Raw genomic sequence first — 20,519 nt, 5'->3', positions numbered from 1 at the left:
TCTACCACTAACTAAGAAAAACAATAGTGAGTAACGATTTTTACACATCATCGATTCTTCCTTATGCTGCCATTATCATTAAGATATGTCGGGCATACACGAACACACAGGAAGATTTCGAAGATTACTACCAAGAGGTTTGTTTACAGATATGGAGAAGTAATGAGAATTTTAGAGGACAATCGGAATGGTCGACATGGATCTATCGACTGACCTTGAATGTTTGCCTGACCTTACTGAAGAAAAACAGTAAACATCATGTTACTTCAGATCAATTACCAGACGTGGCCACTGAAGACAACCGGACCTTTGACGATGAGTCGCTTAATCATCTCTATATTGCGATCAAGCAATTATCAGAGATAGACAGAGCGGTCATTTTGCTTTATCTGGAGGAAAAAACCTATCAGGAAATAGCAGAAATTATTGGCACAAATCCGAACAACATTGGTGTGCGGGTTAAAAGAATTAAAGAACGGCTTAAAAAAATATTAGATGGAAAAGTCAATTGAAACAATTTGGAAAGAAGGTTTTTTAGAAAGCGATGCATTGGTAGCCCCAAAACTAAATGACTTGTACAATCAAAAATCCAAACACATCATCGATAAATTCAAAAGAATGTTCAGAATAAACCTGAATGCATTATTTATAGGTTCATTCGTAATTTTAATTGCTTCCGGTGTTGTGGGAATCCCTGTTATGGGCATAGGATATTTTTTCATTTTAAATGCTATTTTACTGGTCAACAGAAGATTAATGAAAGGCTTGTTTAAAATTGATAAAAATGTAAACAGCTACCAATATCTTAAATCATTCGATAACTGGATGAAAGAACAACTTGCAGTTAACAGAAAACTCGCCAGATATTATTACCCCTTATTTTTCCTTTTTATGGTATTGGGTTTTTGGTTTTCGCAGGATATTCAGGAGACATTTAAAGGGATATTAGAAAGAACCAATCAAATTTATCTCATAAACAACATACCGGTACTATGGACAATTCCAATTGTAATTATTACAGGTTTGTTAGCCTACTTCGGCGATCGAATTTACAATTTTGATGTGAGCCTGATTTATGGTCAGGTATTTAGAAAGCTGGATGAACTAATTGCAGATATTGAAGAATTGAGAGCCTAATTTTAATTACACAAACATGACGATACATAAAATAGAAGAAAGAACCAATACTGAGCAAAATGCAAAGCTTACAAAAGCATATCATAAGTTACAGGTTTTGATTGATGAGTTGAACAAAAGAGAAATACCGGAAAATATACAAAACACAATTAATACGGATATTGCCAGAATTAATTCATTTTTAGAAACAGATAAAAAACTGGTCAGACTTCTGCGAAAAGTGTATTATAAAACTCTGAGGCTCATTGAAAAAGAGCTTAATCTGGTTACAAAAAACCACTACAAAAACCTTTATATGGCCATTGGAGTGGCTCTGGGAGTGGCGTTTTCTGCCTCATTTGATAACAATGGCATGGGCCTGATACTTGGTTTGGCAATAGGAATATCTGTTGGAATACATTTTGATAAAAAGGCAGAACAAAATGGAAATCAACTCAATTCAGAAAGCAATTGCTAGTTAAAGCAACCTTATCACCTTTACATCAGTAGGATCTTTTTCTCTGTACGAATTGTTTATTAAGAGAATTGGTTTTCTAAGACCATTGTTTGGTCTTAAAACAAGAAGTGTGCTTGAGCTGAGCGTAAAATATTAATATACTGAAAGCAACCAAGTCCAAATCTCTTCATCATTAAAAAAAACAAGAGCCTAAATTGCAGTACACATGAATACACTAAGGCATTATTTTTGTGGCAATTAGACTGATAATTTTAAAATTTGTGATGATGAAGAGATGGATATTTTTTGTATTACTAGGATTAATGACGGGTTGTTTAGACGATTCGGATGATGTTTATTTTCACGAGCACAAGCAGAGTATTTTATTGCTGCAAGTAGACTACACAAATTACGAATTTGAGCAAGGCACGGAGCTCTTTCTGCATACTGAATATTCAAATGCTGATACAATTCCTATTGGTGTAGATTACGACTCTCCTGGAGATTTTGGGAATATTAGTTTATTTTATGAACCAGGTAATGAGTTAATTTTTGATGGATCGATAGTTTGGGCCGGAACCGGACATTTAAAATTCCCAAAATGGTTCTATTATCCTTCACAGTTTGCCACCTTGGATGTTCCGGTTGAAAAACCTGCCGATGATGAATTTCAAATCATTTTCCCGGAAGAAGGATTTGAATATCCGCTTGATTCCATTTGGAATGCTGTTAATCATTTATCAATTGTCTCAAGATATCTTAAGAGCGGTAAAAAGATTGGTATTTTTCGTTACACACCCAGCGTTGGTGTTGGAGATCCAAACGAATGGGACTGGTATGTAATAATGAATACAAATTAAAGATGAAAACAATTTTAGTTCACAAGTAATTTTGATCACACAAAAGAGGATAAGAAAGCAATCTTATCCTCTTTTATTAATGGCACAATCGTCTATTTCACAGTTTTCTTCAAGGTTCCCAAATAAGTCCAGTTCAGATCTCTTGTTTTTACTGCTTCGTCTATTTTCATTTGTGTTTCGGCATCAACATTAAATACTTCATTACGACCATAAGTATCAAAATAGTGAAGATAATCTTTAAACATATCAAAAGTCATATGAGTAGTCGGAACTTTACTGCCCGAAGGCATCAGTACTCTTGCCAGAGCCCAATGACTCATGGTTCCGGCTTCTACTCTTTCCTGATGCATTGGAAGAAAAAGATTTATTTCAGCCTTCTCATACTCATCTGTTTTACCATTGGTTGCCTCCATAAAGTTCATTCTCATAACAGTTCCTATATCCATCTTAAAATTATCATCCGTAGTCTTAATTACTTTTAAAAACATTCTTTTACTAAGTTCCCTCGATTTCTCTCCATCATGTAATGCTTTCCTCAACTCCTCATCCGACATGTTTGGATAAGCCTTTTTAGCTGCACTCCACACATCTCCATCCGATAAAGCTTTTACCGGATCGTCGTAAATAGTCACTGTTACATACTGATAGCCCTGTTCTGTTCCTCCAGGTTTTAATGACCATAAATCCCAACCTTTAATTTCTCCGCTTTTAAGGCGTTCAGCATGTATTTTTTCCCAAAAAGTTTCTGTCTCCCAATAATTCATTTCCTGATCGTTGGGAACTTTCATAAATTCAAAAACCAGAAACCTTTCCTGCTGTGCCATGCCTGTTCCACAAAACAATACCATAGCAACAAATAGTAATATTTTTTTCATAACAACCAGTTTTAGGTGAATAACACTTAAGTTACAGCTTTTTATCTCTTTGTACAATATAAAAACTGCAGATAATAACAGCCAATCTATCAAATGGATATTCACAACAAATCAAAATTCGAAACAGCAAAGAATATTCTACCAATTAATTATACTGTATGTTTTGTTTATCAATGAGCTTTTGATAAATTCGGATTCAAACTTCATTCAAAACAAGTAAGCTGATCATGATTACAATAAAATCTTTAGCAGAAATTCGTTTCCCTGAGCTTTTCGAAGCTTTTAGCCTGGCATTTAACGATTATGAAATACAATTTAGACAGTGTTGAATTAGAAACCATGCTGCACCGCAGAGGATTCGTTCCTAAACTATCCTTTGGTGCATTTGATGAAAATAAGTTAGTCGCTTTTACCTGTAATGGAATCGGTTCTTTTAACGGAACTAAAATGGCCTACGATACCGGAACCGGAACAATCAATGAATATCGGGGACAAGGATTGGCAGGCAAAATATTCAATTACTCCATTCCATTTTTAAAAGAGGCCGGTATTTCGAAGTACTTGCTGGAGGTATTGCAGCACAATACAAAAGCAATATCAGTATATAAAAAGCTGGGCTTTTGTGTGAGCCGTGAGTTCAACTATTTCGTTCAGAAAAATAAAGAACTAAAATTAAACTCTAAAAGCGCACCTGCAAATTTTAAGATTGAAACCATCGATTTATCACAAGCAGAAACATTGAGCGCTTTTTGCGACTTTACGCCATCCTGGCAAAATAGCTTCGAAGCAATATCAAGAAAGCCTGATAATTTTAAACTACTGGGAATTTTTAAAGATGAGCAACTATTGGCTTATGGTATTTTCGAAGCAAAATCGGGCGACATTACCCAAATAGCAGTTGAGCCAAAAAACAGACGAAAAGGCATTGGCAGTCTGCTTCTTAAAGAAATGGTGAAATTGAATCAGCACGACTCTATAAAATGCCTAAATACAGAAATAACGTGCAGGTCGATTACGGAATTCCTGAAATCAAACTCAATTTTAGCTAGTGGAAAACAGTTTGAGATGATAATGGAATTGTAAGATCACTAACTCTTAAAAACAGGAAATAAAACACCGCTCTGTCCTGCTCACATCTCCCCTTAAAATGGAAGAATCGTTCACAAACAGAATCTTCCCATCTTGAGGAGATTCCGAAAGCTTTCGCGGAGCCAACAGCCGAAAGGATTCCAATATCCCAATAATTCCAAACGAAGTGCAAACGCAATACAAAGAACCTCACTCCTTCTGGAGAGGAGAACGCAGCTTCCCAATGCAGGAAATTTGAATGTGGAATACTCCCTTCTCCTTGAGGAGAAGTACCGGGGTTGAGGTGATTTCAAAAAAGAACCCCACACAAACAAAATCTTCCCTTGAGGGGATCCCGAAAGCTTTCGCGGAGCCAACAGCCGAAGAGATTCCAATCCCAATAATTCCAAACGAAGTGCGAACGCAATACAAATAACCTCACCCTATCCCTCTCCTTCTGGAGAGGAGAATACAGCTTCCCAATGCAGGAAATTTGAATGTGGAATACTCCCTTCTCCTTGAGGAGAAGGGCCGGGGTTGAGGTGATTTCAAAAAACATCCTTAAAAATAAAATCGTCAAAACTATATTAACAAAATGAAATTATTATATTTACTGCCTTTAAAATTATTTAACAGATAATATGTTTAAATTACTCCTTCATCAATGGAAAGAAGCTCAACGATCCACATTTTGGCAAAAGAGCATCGCACTAAATATTCTACTTGGAATTGTAGGATTATACCTGATGCTAAATGTTTTGGCATTAAGCTATTTTGCTGATGAAATACTTCAGAAAGCCTACAAAGACAGCAATGTAGTCGATTCTTTTAATCGAATTCTGTTCTACTTCTTCTCTTTCGATCTCATTTTACGGTTTTTACTTCAGAAGCTTCCAATTCTTTCTATACAGGCTTACCTTAGTTTGCCCATTAAAAAAAGCACACTCCTGCATTATCCTTTACTTAAAAGTGTTTTCAGTTTCAATAATTTATTAGGAATCCTTCTGATTTTACCTTTTTTTGTAAAAGTTATATGCGAAACACAAAGCCTGCAATACTGTATCCTTTGGTTGCCTTCTGTAATCGCATTGATCCTAACCAATAATTTTCTAAACTTCTTTCTGAAGAAGTTTTTCACAAAAAAACCAGCCATCGTCTTTCTGATTCTTGGTTTTATTGGAGCATTATTGTATTGCGATTTCTCTGATCTGATATCTTTCTCTACTCCATTTTCCAAACTGTTTCTATTACTGACATCAAATCCGGTATTCCTATTAATACCTGCCGTATTAGCTGTATCTTCTTATTCCCTTGCCTATACTCTTCTAAAACGAAATTCATATTTGGAGGATATACATAAAAGTACGACACGAAACAGCAGTAATTTTTCTTTTCTAAATCGCTATGGCGAGATTGGCGATTTAATTGGCATTGAGTTAAAAATGACGCTTCGAAACAAAAGGCCCAGATCCTTACTTCTAATTGGAACCCTATTTTTAGCCTACGGATTTCTGTTTTATAAAGAAGAGTCGTTAAATGATTATTACATATTAATTATTGCCGGAGTTTTAATAACAGGTGCTGCAGCTCTTAATCATGCCCAACTAATGTTCTCCTGGAGTAGTTGTTATTTTGATAGTTTACTTGCCAATAAGATTTCAATGAGAAACTACATCAAGTCGAAATTCTTGTTTTTTACAATCATCTGTGTTCTCTGCTATTTTATTACACTGCCTTACGCATTAATCTCTTTTAAAATAGCCCTTATCAATACTGCAATTCTATTTTACAACATCGGAATTACCTTTTTCTTACTGGCATATGCAAGTACATTCAGCACATCACGGGTTGATCTTGGAAAAGGTACATTCATGAACTACGAAGGCATGGGAGTTAGTCAGTTTCTTATATTCATACCTTTGTTTGCGTTACCCGTATTTTTTCAATTTATATTTTCCTGTATGGGCTATCCTCAGTATGGGATTTTCGCTTTGGGAATTGTAGGATTAGTTGCCATTGCATGCAACAAATTTATAATTCAGCTTATACTTAAACAATTAGTAAAAAGAAAATACAAAATGGCCGTTGGTTTTAGGCAAAAATAAAAAGATATGATACAATTTAGCAACTTAAAAAAAGCTTACGGATCAAACGTTGTTTTATCCATTGCTGATCTTACAATAAACAAAGGCGAATGCATTGGTTTGGTAGGCAATAATGGCGCAGGAAAAACAACCATGCTAAGTTTACTCTTAGATTTAATTGAAGCTTCAGCGGGAAGTGTAAGTTCAAAAGGTCAATTGGTTTCAAAATCTGATCATTGGAAAACTTATACGGGTTCTTTTCTAAACGAAGGCTTTTTAATCCCTTTCTTAACCCCCATTGAATATTTGGAATTTATTGGAGGTTTGCACGGCAAAAACAGTTCTGACGTGAAAGAGTTTTTGCACGAAAATGCGAACTTTTACACCGATGACATCACTGCAAAGAAATACCTGAGGGAATTATCGGCAGGAAATAAAAACAAAATCGGAATATTGGCTTCTTTATTAATAAAACCCGAGATTCTGATACTCGATGAGCCTTTTGCCAACCTCGATCCCAGTTCTCAGTCATGGCTGAAATCAAAATTAAAAAAACTGAAGGAAAATGGAATTACAGCTGTTATTTCAAGTCACGATTTAAATCATGTAACCGAAGTCTGCAACCGAATTTTATTGCTGGAAGATGGAATTATTGTGAAAAATAAAAACAATACCGAGGAAATGTTAGAGGAATTGGAAAATTACTTTACCCTAATCTAAGTAATTTATCTGATGAGCCATCTCATTGGTTGAACCCTATCCTTGCATTTATAACCTCACCCTATCCCTCTCCATCTGGAGAGGAGAATACAGCTTCCCAATGCAGGAAATTTGAATGTGGAATACTCCCTTCTCCTTGAGGAAAAAAAGCCGGAGTTGAGGTGATTAAAAAAAAAGAAGAAACCCACACAAACAAAGTCTTCCCATCTTGACGGGATCCCGAAAGCTTTCGCGGAGCCAACAGGCGAAAGGATTCCAATATCCCAATAATTCCAAACGAAGTGCGAACGCAATGCAAAGAACCTCACTCCTTCTGGAGAGGAGAACGCAGCTTCCCAATGCAGGAAATTTGAATGTGGAATACTCCCTTCTCCTTGAGGAGAAGGGCCGGGGTTGAGGTGATTTCAAAAAAAGAAACCCACACAAACAAAGTCTTCTCATCATGAAGAGATCCCGAAAGCTTTCGCGGAGCCGACAGCCGAAGGGATTCCAATCCCAATAACTCCAAACGAAGTGCGAACGCAATACAAAGAACCTCACTCCTTCTCCTGAGGAGAACGCAGCTTCCCAATGCAGGAAATTTGAATGTGCAATACTCCCTTCTCCTTGAGGAGAAGGACCGGGGTTGAGGTGATTTCAAAAAAGAACCCCACACAAACAAAGTTTTCCCATCATGAAGAGATCCCGAAAGCTTTCGCGGAGCCAACATCCGAAGAGATTCCAATCCCAATAATTCCAAACGAAGTGCGAATGCAATGCAAAGAACCTCACCCTATCCCTCTCCTTCTGGAGAGGAGAACACAGCTTCCTTATGTATGAAATTTGAATATGGAATACTCCCTTCTCCTTGAGGAGAAGGGCCGGGGTTGAGGTGATTTTAAAAAAAAAGAAACCCACAAAAACAAAATCTTCCCATCTTGAGGGGATCCCGAAAGCTTTCGCGGAGCCAACAGCCGAAGAGATTCCAATCCCAATAATTCCAAACGAAGTGCGAACGCAATACAAAGAACCTCACTCCTTCTGGAGAGGAGAACGCAGCTTCCCAATGCAGGAAATTTGAATGTGGAATACTCCCTTCTCCTTGAGGAAAAAAAGCCGGAGTTGAGGTGATTTAAAAAAAATCCCCCTTACAGCTAACCATCTGTAAGGGGGAACATTGCAATGTTAAAAAATCTATTCTGTTTCGGCAAGTTCTTCCGATTTACGGCGGCCTCTCATATTTTGCGACATTTCCAATTTCAGAATGCTCTCATTAATTTTTTTAATCATAGTATCCAGTTCGCCACCCGAAACCAAACCCGACATAGATTCCATATATTTAAACATCCCATCTAAACTTTCAGTAAGTTCCTTACGAAATAATTTGGTGTCGTTCTCACGTTTCTGATCCGCATTTTTACTGTTTCGTTCATCAAGAATCAAAACAAGCGCATCCAGGGCAATTTGCACATTATCAACAATATCTTTAATTCCCAATTGCTGTATTGCCAATTTTGCTTCCTCTACATTTTCGCAATCGGCTAAAAACATTTTTGCTTTTGCATTTTGTTCCTGCAAACTCTCCTGATGCAAATTGTAGCCATGCGTTTTACTCAAATTGATTAAAACAGCAGCGGCTTTGCGCTTATCCTCATTCGGATGCAGCTCGTAACACAAACAAATGTACTTTAAAGCCCTCCATGCATTGTTAAACTGCTTGTCGGCAAGACCCGCTCCGGCAGTTTCTGTTGTCGTATTCAGTTTATTCAACTGAACCACCAAATTATTCAAACTGGTTTCAACCCGGGTATAAAAACCAGGAATACCAAGCCCTACCCAATCGTACGATTTGGTAATTGCAACTACATCACTTCCCAACGATACAAATTCAGCATTTCTGAATCTACTTATACTAAAACCCTCAATTTTCATTTTCTTATACTTTAAAATTCGATAAAAACCTTCAATTTAATTGGCGAAGACAGTAAATCAATACACAATACTCACTTCGCATTTGTTCCATTGCCCCATTTTTAGGACGATAATGCTCTCGCTCCAAAGCGAAGCAGGTATCAGTATGTCGGAAGTATCTTCGCACCAAGCAGATGACTCCATTTTCATTTCGAAACCCCCTTCGCATTGCTGCGAAACAGCTTTTGGATTGGAAAAAAGGCATTCGCACCAGTAAAAACCACCTTTTTTATGCCAATAATACCTCCGCTCCAAAGCGATAATACTTTTACAATAAAAAAAACGCCTTCGCAGTCTGCAAATGACACTATTATTATGCTCAAAACACCTTCGCTCCAAAGCGAGGACACTATTACCATCGCGAAAACCCTTTAAACATGGGCATTCCTAAATTTAAGCACAATAATATACCCTTCACTGATGATGCTTGCTGGTTTCATCCTCCCCCAACTTCTTCTACACTTCCTTTTTATGAAACTAAATGCCTCGGCCGAGTCATTCTCCTTAACAAAACGGTTTCTAAGTTAGAAAATAATAATTGAACAATATTAATTTTAATACATGTTTTTTTATTGCACACCCCAATTATTATGTCATATTTTTGCAAAAAACCAAGTAAACATGCGCTTTCGCGGATGATGAAAAAAAAATGCATTTGTTTTGTTTTTACAGTTAAACAGATACCGAACCAACAAATAAGAGGGCAAATCGAACCAATAAAACAAACAGACCAAAATTACTGACTAACAGCACCATTCTTTCAAAATAAAACAATTGCCCCTTTATTAGGAATAGCGACAAACACTTACCACAAGCTCAACCCACCATTTAACTAGCAAACAATTATTAGGACTGATTCTAATAAACAAAAACACTTGTGCTTTTATTTTTATGCTTACCTTGGGGATCGCATAAGGAAAAGCGTTGGAATTATATAATCCATTATTTCATTTTGAAAGTTGATTAACGATAGAGAATAAAAACGTATTGATTTTATAATCCTTTAATTAAATCAAATAAATATGTCAGAAAACTTACAAGTAGGCATTTATCGCCTCAAAAATGAAATAGTTGAAATAGATAAAAAAAATCTACCTAAAAAACAGACGGTTGATATCACTTATTTGACTAAACTATTCCGTGAGAAAAAATACAAATCGCAAATAGTTCAACCAAACCTATCTGACATTTTTGAAATTCATTTATTTTTTAAAAGAACACCCTCAAAAATTAGATGGAAAGATTTTATAAGTAAAATTGCTGATTCAAATCAAGATATCTTAAAACATAAAGGCACTAATAATGAAAACTACATTCTCCTTCTCCGCAATATAAAAAGCGATATTGTATATGCAACAACAGGTGGCTTTGGGCATACAGCTCTTCAAAGTGTTGCGGAAAGTGATTTTGGAATAGAAATTCTATCAAGAATAGTTAAAGCAGAAGATAAAACCTTGCGTTCCACTAAAGAAAAAAATTTAACAGGAGGTATACTTGGAGAAGTTAAATTTTTCAGAAATGAATATAATTTAAATGAAAATGAAAGTTTCGGAAACTTTTACCAAGAACTACATTCTTCTTTAAATCGAAAACTTTTAATTAAAATTTTTGGTTTTAGTCAGCAAGAGATTGACTCTGAATGCCTTTGTGTTGCAAAAAATTCTTTCAGTATTAAGAAATCGATTTCCTTCAATCAATTGATATCAATCATTGAAAGGTGTGAAAACCTTATAGATACAGTGGATCCGATTGTGGAAATCAATGCTGTTAAAAAACTGAACAAAACTGAAAAAGTATTAATTTCAAAACTCGAAAAAAAGATAAGTAAGTCCATCTTAGAAAAGTACCAAAACAAACAAAGTGAAATAAGTATTGAGTTATGTCATAAAGACTTTGATAAATACCTTCATGCAGATACTTGCTTTTTAAAGTACAAACTCAATAATAAAGAACTAGGAAAGGAGTTTGAAAAACCTTTACAAAACATCCAAACAATACTCGATGATATTAAATCTCATGATTCAAATTTATCAAAAGACAGATTGAACACTCTTATTTCAAGAGCACATATAGAATGTAAAACAAATGATGGAGATTTACTTACATCCGACTTGTTAAGCAATCATTTTTATACAGAAATTTATCATCAAAACAAAAGTTACTTTTTAGCAGATAAAGAATGGTATGAGATTAAAGACAGTTTTACGAAAAAACTAAATGAACAATGTCAGTCATTTATTAATGATAATAGATTTAATAAAGCACTGGAAAAATGGAATTACTCCTTAGAAAAAGAGAATGATTTCAATGCAAAACACATTGGAAAACAAAATTTTTTAGTATTTGACAAAATCACTCCTGAAAATATAGAAGCGTGTGATATATTACATTGGGATAGTTCAAATATCTATTTAATTCATGTAAAAGCAGGTTTTGATAATTCTATGAGGGACTTAAGTCATCAAATACATATTGCGGCAAGAAGAATCAAAGAAGATTCAAAAGACGGCTATTCTTTTTTAACTAAAATGTATAATAGCCTTAAAAATACTAAGGGAAAGTCAACATATATGTTGAATGCTAAAAATCAATTAAATAAAATAACAGAAAAAGAATTTATCCATCTTTTCAAAAAAAGAAAACTAATTTTTGTTTTAGCTGTATTAGATACTGCCACAACTAAAAGAGATTTTAAAAACATTAAAAAATATGATTCTAACATTGCTAAATTTTCTCTTCATGAGCTTGTTAAAAACATGAGAAGCTTAGCAATTGATTTTAGAATTACCGAAATTTCCAAATAACATAGTCATATTTCAGTAAAAAATATAAACATATATGGATTTTATAACTATTGACTTTGAAACAGCCACATCACAAAGAAATAGTCCTTGTGAAATAGGATTAACCTTCGTGAAAAATTTTGAAATTGTAGAAAGTAAATCATGGCTAATCAAGCCAATTAATAATGAATTTGATTATTTCAATATTTCAATTCACGGTATAAATCCAGAAGACGTTGCAAAAAAGCCAGAATTTGATGAAGTATGGCACGAAATAAAACCATTAATAGAAAACCAGTTTTTGATTGCCCATAATGCAAGTTTTGATTTTAGCGTTTTAAGAAAAACACTTGAAACATATAATATTCCATTTCCTGAATTAGAGTATTCTTGTAGTTATATCTTTTCTAAAAAAGTTTGGCTTGGACTCCCCGGCTATGATTTAAAAACCTTATGCAATCATAACAATATTAAATTCAAACATCACAGAGCGGAGTCAGATAGTCGGGCAACAGCGGAGCTTACTATTAAAGCATTAAAAAAGGCTGGAGTCCAATCAAAGGAAGACTTTCCTGATAAATTAAGAACAAATATTGGCAAATTGTTTTCAGGTGGCTATAAGCCATCAGATACAAAGAAATCGTCAAAAACAATAGATTTAAAAAAAATAATTGGTGACCCACAAAAACATAATAAAGAAAGCATTTTTTATGGCCGTACCATTGTTTTTACAGGAACATTATCTTCAATGATCCGAAAAGATGCACAACAATTGATTGCCGATATTGGTGGAATAAATGGAAACAGTATTACCAAATCAACAGACTATTTAATTGTTGGACAACAAGATTATAGAGTTGTAGGCGAAGATGGTATGAGCAATAAACAAGAGAAAGCAATTAAATATATTGAACAAGGATCAGATATTGAGATTTTATCAGAAAATGAATTTACAAGAAATATATAAAAATCCTAATTAGACTCTTCAACTAAACCTATTAGCAAGTTTAAATAATAGATATCGCTCAACAGTCAAGTCCAAGTGTTGGAAACAGAACCAAACACCATCCATTAACAATCAACAAAACTAAATGAAAAAATTAAATTTTAAACAAAGAATCCTATTTGTCTTGTTATCTGGCATCCCCTATGGAATTGTACTGATGCTTCTGAATTACTTATTTGACCTTTATACCATCAAGAGTATTTTATATCAGACCCTGCTTTTCACAATTCTGTTTGGAATAGGCTTTCCTTTTGTAATGGAAAAACTCGCGCCAAAAATGCTTTCCAAGGTTAAAAATCCAGAAATGGAGGAAGATGAAAATATTATTTATGAAGATGGTGCCAATTTGTTTCGTGGAGCCTTGGTAGCTGTTGGCGGCAAGTTATTTTTAACCAATAAACGATTGATTTTCAACCCTCACAAATACAATTTCCAAAAGGGTGAAACATCTATCTACTTAAGTGAGATTACAGAAATCAGTAAAAGAAAAACAAGCCGAATTGTGGACAATGGCTTGCGGGTAGTAACAAAAGACAATACGAAATACGATTTGGTGTTGAACGATCGGGATGAATGGCTTAAACAATTGAAAAAGTGAAAATAAGTCAGTCACGAATTCAGAAAATCATGAAACGAACTCTTAGTCTTGTATTAATGTGCATTTGCCTGCAACAGTTTGTTACAGCCCAGCAGTATGTACCCCAATATTTCGCAAAACAGGAAATGGAGCAAGATCTTGTGTTTTTACATCAGAAACTGGCAAATGTTCATCCTAAGTTTTTGAATAAGGATTTCGCCAAAGAGTGGCAAGAAAAATACAATTTATTATTCGGGCATCTGCCCGATAGTATCAGTAAAGTGGAAAGCTTTGTAGCTCTATCGAAATTATTATCGGAGGTGGACGATGATCATACTGCTCTTTATTTCCCTTATTCGACAAGAATTAATTACATGAAGAATGGAGGCCTTAGCATGCCGTTTAGCATTCGGGTAAGGAACAACAAGCTGTACATAAACGAATATTTTGCCGAACAAGCCGTAAATGGAATTGCAGGTGCTGAACTTCTGTCCATCAACTCGATTGATTCGAAACAACTACTGCATGATGTAAGGGTTTTAGCAGGCAATAAAAACGGAACCAGCGGCGATAAATCGGTTGAGCGGCTTTTTGCAATGTGTTACTGGATGTTATACGGCGAAACCAAGCAATATGAACTTAAAATAGCAGGCTTCAATTCTGCAGTACTTTGCAAAGCGGTAACTAACGATAAGTATTTTCAGCTAAAGAATAAGCTTTATCCGCCTAAGGAGGAAAAGTCTTTCGGTCTGCAGTTTTCTGAGAACAATGAATTTGCCTGTTTAAAAATTGCCTCCTTTTACGATACTGAAAAGTTAGCTTCTTTTCTCAGTCATGCTTTCGATAGCATACATGAAAACAAGTGCGGGAAACTGATTATTGATGTAAGTAATAATCCGGGTGGCAGAAGCTCCAGTGTTGATAGTTTACTAAATTATTTAACAAGCAAACCTTACTCTCAGTATTCATCCATTTCGGTTCGCCCCAGCCTCGAACTAAAAAGCAAATACAAGAAGAGCAAACCAGACTTTTACAAACTGATTGCCGATATTCCTGTCGATTCGCTTTATCGCATAACCGACAGTTTGTTGATACAGATACCCCGCAAAACCAATTCTCCATTTACAGGTAAGGTTTTTGTTTTAGTAAATGGCAGAAGCAATAGTGCTGCAGCCACTTTTGCCGGAACTGTTAAAAGGTATCACCTCGGACAAATTATTGGTGAACCTACCGGAGGAACAATAAAATATTACGGCGATTTTTTAACATTCACACTCCCCTGTTCAGGTCTAAAATTCGTTGTTTCGGCCAAAGAATTTGTTCAATACGGAAACAGAAAACTTACTGAAGGTGTATTGCCGGATTTTATTCTGGCAGCGCAAAATGCTAAACTGTCAGAAATTATTTTTCTCTTAAAAAACACCATCAATAACTAACAATTGACTTCGCACATCAAACAATACATATTTCAGGAAACAGCATCAACCAATCCCCCACTCTTTATGGAAAAATTTAAAAATGCCCTTACCCTTGTGCTCACAATTTTAGTGGTAGTGGTGCTCTACTTTGTGGTATCGGGCAACAGTAAACTAAAAGAAACGCAGAATGCCATCAATCAGGTAAACAAAGAACTGTCTGTTTTAAAAGACAGCATCGGCAAAACACAGCAATCCTTAACACTTGTGCTTAACAAATTGGAGTTTACCGAAAACGAGCTGAAAATTCTGAAAAACGAACGCGATATTCTCGAGTTGGAAGAACAGCAACGAAGTACAAGAAATAAGGAAGAACTGAAAGTTTTAAAAGAGCAGATTCTGGAAAAAGAAAAAATGAAAAAAGAACTGCAGAAATACGCCAACACATTCGAATTATGAAGAACACTCTACTATTGCTGATTATTTTAGCATTTAGCTGTACTGCCGGCGCTCAGGAGCACGTGGGCCTAAAAAAGGCTCCACTTCAGTACTGCACCTCGAACCAATCGCCTTTGCAGCTTGTAGTTGGCGATACACTGGTTGTAATGTGCGATACCATGTATCTGATTAATAAAACCAGATACCAGTTTTACAGGAGCATTCACAAAGCCACTTTGGAAGACGATAATATAGAATGCAAAAATCTGCTTAAGGCTTACGAAACCCGCTTGGAAGAGGACGAATTATCGTACAGCAAACTACTGGCCAATAGCCGAAAAACGGAACAAACCACTCTCAATTTTATCGAATACACCCAAAAATCGTTGGAAAGCACACAAAAAACATTGCAGTACACACAACAATCTCTCGATACTTCGATGCAAAACCTCGATCGAGCCAATGAGCTGATCCGCAAAGAAAAATGGAATGCCACCCGACAGAAAGTATTGACCGGAATTGCTGGCGTGGGTGTGGGAATTTTACTTGGGGTGCTGGTTACACGATAGGCGTACTATCGAAGTTGAAGCCCTTCGGGCTTCCTTTCCTTCTCACACATTCATAACCGTAGGTTGCACCTACGGTTATTCAGGTTCAATCCCTTCGGGATTATACCACGGCACTCAATCAGAACCACGAAGTGGTTCAAGCTCAATAACCCCGTATGAAATGCGGGGATGAGTGCAAAGCGCTAAAGTACGAAATGCGTAGATGAGTGCAAAGCACGAAAGTATGAAATGCTGAGATGAGTGCAAAGCACGAAGATAGCGGGGATAGTATGAAGCAAAAATAAAACAATAAAATATGAGCACCTATACACAAATCCTTTATCAAATTGTATTCTCGACCAAGTACAGAGATAAAACACTAAGAGAAATCGATCGAGAAAGACTTTTTCATTTCATCGGAGGAATACTGGTAAATAAGAATTGCCACCTGTATCGCATCGGTGGTGTCGAAGATCATATCCATATTGTAACGCATCTTCACCCGGCAATTGCACTTTCTAATTTAGTGAAGGACATAAAACTTGGCACCTGCGATTTCATCAAATCAAACCATATCCTACCCGATTTTTCGGGATGGCAAGAAGGCTATGGTGCTTTCACCTATGATGTATCTGCAAAAGACAATCTGATTGCATACGTGAAGAATCAAAAAGAGCATCACTCCAAACTCAGCTATCGTGAAGAGTATATACAGCTACTGGAAGAGCATGGTGTTGAATTTGAGGAAAAGTATTTGTTTTAGATGTTGGACACCCTTCGGGCTTCTTTCTCTTCTTTACTCTCATAGCCGTAGGTTGCACCTGCGCTTATTCAGGTTCAATCCCTTCGGGATTACGCACAATCCGAACCACGAAGTGGTTCAAGCTCAATAACCCCGTATGAAATGCGGGGATGAGTGCAAAGCACGAAAGTACGAAGTGTGGGGATGAGTGCAAAACACGAAGGAATACAAAGAAAATATGAACCTGCTCTATCCTTTTTCAATCCAACAATAATACTGGTTTAATTTAACCGTAAAAAGCCAGTCGTTGATCCATCTAAAAATGAAATTGATTTATAAACCCCTCGAATTATTATACTAGCAAATAATTAATGCCTATATTTGCATACTATGGGATTAAAACCAAGCATACTTCACGATAAAAGGAATACCAGAATCTATAATTTTCAATTTCTAATTTTCAGATTACTATCCAATAGATTCCTCCCACCGTTATCCTAATTAAGCTAATTTAACTATCCGTTTAAAACGGATATCAATTGCATGCACCCAATATTCTGCATGTTATAATCATTTAATTTACATTTATGTTTTATTTAAAAACCTGGCTGGGAATTTGTTTCCTTGCTTCTACTATTTGTGCAAATGCACAGGAAAAAGCGACTGTTGACATTGGTGGTGCACTACGCTTCAATTACAATAATTCTACCTGGAAAGACGCCCAACAAAAACGTGGCGGCGATTTGGGTTTCGATGTATTCCGATTAAATGCCAAAGCAGAATACAAGGGCTTAAAACTAAACGCAGAATATCGGTTCTATTCCGAAAGTTTTGGCGGAGCCATGTTGAAACAAGGGTGGATTGCCTACGATTTTAATGAAAACGACGAACTGCAATTCGGTTTAACCCAAGTTCCTTTTGGTATCACAACATACAATTCAAACTCCTGGTTCTTTAGCTTAAACTACTATGTTGGTTTAGAAGACGATCACGATATGGGCTTGAAGTATACTCATCAGGGTGAAAAATGGGACTACAGTCTGGCATTCTTCAAAAATGCAGAAGAGCTTCAATTTGGAAATAATTCAGATGTTTCCAACAGCCGTTATTCTTATGATGTTGCTTCAATTAGTAATAGTGACGGCAATCTGATTCTCAGAAATAAAGAGGTAAATCAACTGAATGGAGATTTGTCTTATAAAATCAACAATACAAATGCTAAGCATCGTTTGGGTGTATCTGCACAATACGGAGGCCTCTATAATATAGATACTGAGGAAATTGGAAACCATTATGCACTTGCTGCGTATTACGAATTGAAGGCAGGTAAATTTGGTGTAAAAGCTCAAATAGCCAATTACAAATACAGTCCTGAGAATCCAGATGGTGAACGTGATGATGTTGTTGCTATGACTGCCTATGGCGCTCCTTATTTGGTTGCTGCCGAAGCAAGTATCTATACGCTTGGATTAAGTTACTCTATTCCTCTGGAATGGGGACCTGTATCGAATGTGGTTATCTACAACGATTTTGGATACATGGATAAGGCTGAAAGCAGTTTCGAAAGTTCAATGATGAATGTAACGGGTGCAATGTTTACCGCAGGTAATATTTATACCTATTTCGATTTAGCTGCTGGTAAAAATCAACCTTGGTTAGGATCTGAATGGACCAATGCTTTGGCTGCCGGGACTCCGGATGCTGATTGGGAAATGCGTTTCAATATCAATGTTGGTTACTACTTTTAATTAGAAAAATGAGATGTTATGACGGATCAAAGAAAAATAAAAATAAAAGTTGAGGACTTAACCCTGATTTTCGGAAAACGAAAACAGGAGGCACTCGCATTACTTGATAAAGGGATTTCAAAAGAAGAAATTCTGAAGAAAACAAAATGTACTGTTGGGGTCAACAAGGTTAACTTTGAAATTAAGGAGGGAGAAATTTTTGTTATTATGGGTTTATCGGGCAGTGGAAAATCTACTTTAATCCGCTGTTTGAACCGACTTAATGAACCTACCGCCGGTAAAGTTTTTTTTGATGAGCATGATATTACCCGTGAAACAAATAAAGAACTATTGGAAACCCGACGTACAGAAATGAGTATGGTATTTCAGAAGTTTGGTCTCCTGCCACACAGAACAATTCTTGAAAATGCTGCTTTTGGATTAGAGATTAGAGGGGAAGAAAAGCTGGCGCGGGAAGAAAAAGCCCAACAAGCACTCGAAACCGTGGGCTTAAAAGGCTATGAACACCAATTTCCATCAGCAATGTCGGGAGGTATGCAACAGCGGGTAGGTTTGGCACGTGCCCTGGCAAACGATCCGGAAGTTTTGCTTATGGACGAAGCATTTTCTGCACTCGATCCGCTCATTAAATCGGATATGCAGGATGAGTTACTGACCATACAAAGCAAGCTGCAAAAAACGATCGTATTTATTACTCACGATTTGGACGAAGCCATGAAAATAGGTGACCGTATTGCCATTATGAAAGATGGTGTTGTGGACCAAATTGGAACAGCAGAAGAGATTCTAACAAACCCGGCAACTGAATATGTTGAAGCTTTTGTGAATAAAGTGGATCGAAAAACTATTATTACGGCTGAAACTCTCATGTTTAAAAAGAATACGCTGGTTCAAATGCCTAAAGATGGTCCCAAAGGATCCATCCGTAAAATGCGTACTATTGGAGTTGATGTTCTTCCTGTGGAGGATGAAAATAAAGTATTTCTTGGTTATGTGTGGTTGCAAGACCTTCTGGAATTGGAAACAGAAAAAGAAACGTCTATTAAGAAAGCACTGAAGACAAATGTTCCAAGTGTATATAAATCCTATTCCGTAGAAGATATGTTACCCCTAATTACAGGGACTAAATACCCTCTGGCTGTTATCGAAGAAGAAACTGGAAAGTTATTGGGTCTGATCTCTCAAACTTCGTTAATTATTGAAGCTACGCGATTTGGAAAAAAGGAAATAAGTGAACTAAAAGAACGTGCAAACGAAATGTAATATGGAAAAATTAATTGATCTTGGTACCATTATAGAATCCGGAATTAACAAGCTGGAAGAAAACTTTTCGGGATTGTGGGGAGCTATTGATGACATTATCTCGTGGACGGTTCATAGTATGAACGATGTATTGCTGGGCATTCCTTTTTATATCATTATTGCATTTGTAGCCTTGGGGGCTTACTATGCCAATGCCGGGAAAAATGCCTTTAAAATTGAAGGATTAAAAAAAGGAGGCGGACTGACACTATTTGTCATTTTGGGATTATTTTTAGTATTCGCAATGGGGTACTGGGAAGAATCCATACAAACAACTACTTTGGTTATTGTATCAACCCTGATTGCCCTGATTTTTAGTATTCCTCTTGGAATTTTGGCTGCCCGAAGCAAAACTGCTGATGTGATTATTCGGCCCATACTCGATTTGATGCAAACCATGCCAGCCTTTGTTTATCTGATTCCGGCTATTTTCTTTTTTAGTGTAGGAAATACTCCCGGAGTTGTAGCTACAGTGATTTTCTCGCTTCCACCAGCCGTACGTTTAACTTGTCTGGGCATTCAAAATGTTCCATCGGATGTAATTGAGGCAGGACGTGCTTTTGGTGCAACCGAAAAACAAATTTTATTTAAAATCCAGTTGCCTTTGGCAAAACCAACTATTTTGGCCGGAATTAACCAAGTAATATTACTGGCCTTATCAATGGTGGTTATCGCTTCAATGGTAGGTGCTAAAGGACTGGGAAGTATTGTTTACCAGGGAATTCAGCAGAACGACATAGCAAAAGGTTTTGAATCGGGATTGGGCATTGTGATATTGGCCATAATTTTAGACAGAATCACACAAGCTATTGCAAAAAAATAATTATAAT

Annotated in this window: 20 protein-coding genes; 17 read left to right on the top strand and 3 right to left on the bottom strand. The window is 36.3% G+C overall.

Annotated features, from left to right (window positions below; all coding sequences use genetic code 11):
• Window positions 1-26 precede the first annotated feature (26 nt).
• From ACY0M5_RS11345 to ACY0M5_RS11330, 4 genes are all read left to right on the top strand, one after another.
• Window positions 27-512 (top strand): RNA polymerase sigma factor, encoded by a 486-nt coding sequence (locus tag ACY0M5_RS11345; RefSeq protein ID WP_461629192.1) that lies wholly within the window; start codon window positions 27-29, stop codon window positions 510-512.
• The gene (locus tag ACY0M5_RS11340; RefSeq protein ID WP_461629191.1) at window positions 496-1,137 is read left to right on the top strand and encodes a hypothetical protein; all 642 of its coding nucleotides are present in this window, start codon (window positions 496-498) and stop codon (window positions 1,135-1,137) included. Before ACY0M5_RS11345 ends, ACY0M5_RS11340 begins: the two co-directional genes overlap by 17 nt.
• Before the next feature lie 16 nt (window positions 1,138-1,153).
• Window positions 1,154-1,594 carry a hypothetical protein gene (locus tag ACY0M5_RS11335; protein WP_461629190.1) on the top strand — a complete coding sequence of 147 codons (441 nt, stop codon included), beginning with the start codon at window positions 1,154-1,156 and terminating at the stop codon, window positions 1,592-1,594.
• A 266-nt stretch (window positions 1,595-1,860) separates the two neighbouring features.
• Complete coding sequence (locus ACY0M5_RS11330; protein WP_156196268.1) at window positions 1,861-2,433, top strand: hypothetical protein; 573 nt, start codon at window positions 1,861-1,863, stop codon at window positions 2,431-2,433.
• Between the two features lie 92 nt (window positions 2,434-2,525).
• On the opposite strand, the gene ACY0M5_RS11325 is transcribed toward ACY0M5_RS11330, so the two are convergent.
• On the bottom strand, window positions 2,526-3,308 hold the full coding sequence (locus ACY0M5_RS11325; RefSeq protein ID WP_461629189.1) for a hypothetical protein: 783 nt from the start codon (window positions 3,306-3,308) through the stop codon (window positions 2,526-2,528).
• Between the two features lie 303 nt (window positions 3,309-3,611).
• Here ACY0M5_RS11325 and ACY0M5_RS11320 point away from each other — a divergent pair, with 303 nt between their 5' ends.
• From ACY0M5_RS11320 to ACY0M5_RS11310, 3 genes are all read left to right on the top strand, one after another.
• Complete coding sequence (locus ACY0M5_RS11320) at window positions 3,612-4,391, top strand: GNAT family N-acetyltransferase (protein ID WP_461629188.1); 780 nt, start codon at window positions 3,612-3,614, stop codon at window positions 4,389-4,391.
• A gap of 626 nt (window positions 4,392-5,017) precedes the next feature.
• A complete protein-coding gene (locus ACY0M5_RS11315; protein ID WP_461629187.1) occupies window positions 5,018-6,481 on the top strand; it encodes a DUF5687 family protein in 1,464 nt (487 codons plus the stop codon).
• A 6-nt stretch (window positions 6,482-6,487) separates the two neighbouring features.
• On the top strand, window positions 6,488-7,180 hold the full coding sequence (locus ACY0M5_RS11310; RefSeq protein ID WP_461629186.1) for an ATP-binding cassette domain-containing protein: 693 nt from the start codon (window positions 6,488-6,490) through the stop codon (window positions 7,178-7,180).
• A 1,173-nt stretch (window positions 7,181-8,353) separates the two neighbouring features.
• Here ACY0M5_RS11310 and ACY0M5_RS11305 read toward each other — a convergent pair.
• Together ACY0M5_RS11305 and ACY0M5_RS11300 are read right to left on the bottom strand one after the other, a co-directional pair.
• Window positions 8,354-9,091 carry a DUF6261 family protein gene (locus ACY0M5_RS11305; protein WP_289528754.1) on the bottom strand — a complete coding sequence of 246 codons (738 nt, stop codon included), beginning with the start codon at window positions 9,089-9,091 and terminating at the stop codon, window positions 8,354-8,356.
• Between the two features lie 185 nt (window positions 9,092-9,276).
• A complete protein-coding gene (locus ACY0M5_RS11300) occupies window positions 9,277-9,489 on the bottom strand; it encodes a hypothetical protein (RefSeq protein ID WP_461629185.1) in 213 nt (70 codons plus the stop codon).
• Between the two features lie 663 nt (window positions 9,490-10,152).
• On the opposite strand from ACY0M5_RS11300, the gene ACY0M5_RS11295 reads away from it, so the two are divergent.
• From ACY0M5_RS11295 to ACY0M5_RS11250, 10 genes are all read left to right on the top strand, one after another.
• A complete protein-coding gene (locus ACY0M5_RS11295) occupies window positions 10,153-11,934 on the top strand; it encodes a DUF6119 family protein (RefSeq protein ID WP_124991453.1) in 1,782 nt (593 codons plus the stop codon).
• A gap of 34 nt (window positions 11,935-11,968) precedes the next feature.
• Window positions 11,969-12,880, top strand: a complete 912-nt coding sequence (locus ACY0M5_RS11290; RefSeq protein WP_124991452.1) for an exonuclease domain-containing protein — start codon at window positions 11,969-11,971, stop codon at window positions 12,878-12,880.
• A gap of 124 nt (window positions 12,881-13,004) precedes the next feature.
• Window positions 13,005-13,517 (top strand): GRAM domain-containing protein, encoded by a 513-nt coding sequence (locus ACY0M5_RS11285; RefSeq protein ID WP_461629184.1) that lies wholly within the window; start codon window positions 13,005-13,007, stop codon window positions 13,515-13,517.
• Window positions 13,518-13,546: 29 nt separating this feature from the next.
• A complete protein-coding gene (locus ACY0M5_RS11280; protein WP_461629183.1) occupies window positions 13,547-14,932 on the top strand; it encodes a S41 family peptidase in 1,386 nt (461 codons plus the stop codon).
• 66 nt (window positions 14,933-14,998) lie between these two features.
• On the top strand, window positions 14,999-15,370 hold the full coding sequence (locus tag ACY0M5_RS11275; RefSeq protein WP_461629182.1) for a hypothetical protein: 372 nt from the start codon (window positions 14,999-15,001) through the stop codon (window positions 15,368-15,370).
• Entirely contained in the window at window positions 15,367-15,918 is a 552-nt protein-coding gene (locus ACY0M5_RS11270; protein WP_461629181.1) for a hypothetical protein, read from the top strand. Before ACY0M5_RS11275 ends, ACY0M5_RS11270 begins: the two co-directional genes overlap by 4 nt.
• 295 nt (window positions 15,919-16,213) lie before the next feature.
• Window positions 16,214-16,660 carry an IS200/IS605 family transposase gene (gene tnpA / locus ACY0M5_RS11265; protein WP_461629180.1) on the top strand — a complete coding sequence of 149 codons (447 nt, stop codon included), beginning with the start codon at window positions 16,214-16,216 and terminating at the stop codon, window positions 16,658-16,660.
• Between the two features lie 566 nt (window positions 16,661-17,226).
• Entirely contained in the window at window positions 17,227-18,387 is a 1,161-nt protein-coding gene (locus tag ACY0M5_RS11260) for a hypothetical protein (protein WP_461629179.1), read from the top strand.
• Between the two features lie 18 nt (window positions 18,388-18,405).
• Complete coding sequence (locus ACY0M5_RS11255) at window positions 18,406-19,650, top strand: quaternary amine ABC transporter ATP-binding protein (RefSeq protein WP_124991445.1); 1,245 nt, start codon at window positions 18,406-18,408, stop codon at window positions 19,648-19,650.
• A gap of 1 nt (window position 19,651) precedes the next feature.
• The gene (locus ACY0M5_RS11250) at window positions 19,652-20,512 is read left to right on the top strand and encodes an ABC transporter permease (protein ID WP_461629178.1); all 861 of its coding nucleotides are present in this window, start codon (window positions 19,652-19,654) and stop codon (window positions 20,510-20,512) included.
• Window positions 20,513-20,519 lie beyond the last annotated feature (7 nt).

This window comes from Labilibaculum euxinicum, assembly GCF_963678175.1.
Taxonomy (GTDB): Bacteria; Bacteroidota; Bacteroidia; order Bacteroidales; family Marinifilaceae; genus Labilibaculum; species Labilibaculum euxinus.
Note: the sequence above shows the minus strand (reverse complement) of the source record. Positions and strands in the feature narration are given on the sequence as shown.

What these genes read in the sequence shown, in the direction of transcription:
- ACY0M5_RS11275 (WP_461629182.1), top strand. Translation starts at nt 14,999, where the DNA reads ATGGAAAAATTTAAAAATGCCCTTACCCTTGTGCTCACAATTTTAGTG.
- ACY0M5_RS11285 (WP_461629184.1), top strand. Translation starts at nt 13,005, where the DNA reads ATGAAAAAATTAAATTTTAAACAAAGAATCCTATTTGTCTTGTTATCT.
- ACY0M5_RS11335 (WP_461629190.1), top strand. Translation starts at nt 1,154, where the DNA reads ATGACGATACATAAAATAGAAGAAAGAACCAATACTGAGCAAAATGCA.
- ACY0M5_RS11320 (WP_461629188.1), top strand. Translation starts at nt 3,612, where the DNA reads ATGAAATACAATTTAGACAGTGTTGAATTAGAAACCATGCTGCACCGC.
- ACY0M5_RS11325 (WP_461629189.1), bottom strand. Translation starts at nt 3,308, where the DNA reads ATGAAAAAAATATTACTATTTGTTGCTATGGTATTGTTTTGTGGAACA.
- ACY0M5_RS11280 (WP_461629183.1), top strand. Translation starts at nt 13,547, where the DNA reads ATGAAACGAACTCTTAGTCTTGTATTAATGTGCATTTGCCTGCAACAG.
- ACY0M5_RS11295 (WP_124991453.1), top strand. Translation starts at nt 10,153, where the DNA reads ATGTCAGAAAACTTACAAGTAGGCATTTATCGCCTCAAAAATGAAATA.
- ACY0M5_RS11290 (WP_124991452.1), top strand. Translation starts at nt 11,969, where the DNA reads ATGGATTTTATAACTATTGACTTTGAAACAGCCACATCACAAAGAAAT.
- tnpA (WP_461629180.1), top strand. Translation starts at nt 16,214, where the DNA reads ATGAGCACCTATACACAAATCCTTTATCAAATTGTATTCTCGACCAAG.
- ACY0M5_RS11250 (WP_461629178.1), top strand. Translation starts at nt 19,652, where the DNA reads ATGGAAAAATTAATTGATCTTGGTACCATTATAGAATCCGGAATTAAC.
- ACY0M5_RS11300 (WP_461629185.1), bottom strand. Translation starts at nt 9,489, where the DNA reads ATGGTAATAGTGTCCTCGCTTTGGAGCGAAGGTGTTTTGAGCATAATA.
- ACY0M5_RS11255 (WP_124991445.1), top strand. Translation starts at nt 18,406, where the DNA reads ATGACGGATCAAAGAAAAATAAAAATAAAAGTTGAGGACTTAACCCTG.
- ACY0M5_RS11260 (WP_461629179.1), top strand. Translation starts at nt 17,227, where the DNA reads ATGTTTTATTTAAAAACCTGGCTGGGAATTTGTTTCCTTGCTTCTACT.
- ACY0M5_RS11270 (WP_461629181.1), top strand. Translation starts at nt 15,367, where the DNA reads ATGAAGAACACTCTACTATTGCTGATTATTTTAGCATTTAGCTGTACT.
- ACY0M5_RS11315 (WP_461629187.1), top strand. Translation starts at nt 5,018, where the DNA reads ATGTTTAAATTACTCCTTCATCAATGGAAAGAAGCTCAACGATCCACA.
- ACY0M5_RS11305 (WP_289528754.1), bottom strand. Translation starts at nt 9,091, where the DNA reads ATGAAAATTGAGGGTTTTAGTATAAGTAGATTCAGAAATGCTGAATTT.
- ACY0M5_RS11340 (WP_461629191.1), top strand. Translation starts at nt 496, where the DNA reads ATGGAAAAGTCAATTGAAACAATTTGGAAAGAAGGTTTTTTAGAAAGC.
- ACY0M5_RS11310 (WP_461629186.1), top strand. Translation starts at nt 6,488, where the DNA reads ATGATACAATTTAGCAACTTAAAAAAAGCTTACGGATCAAACGTTGTT.
- ACY0M5_RS11330 (WP_156196268.1), top strand. Translation starts at nt 1,861, where the DNA reads ATGAAGAGATGGATATTTTTTGTATTACTAGGATTAATGACGGGTTGT.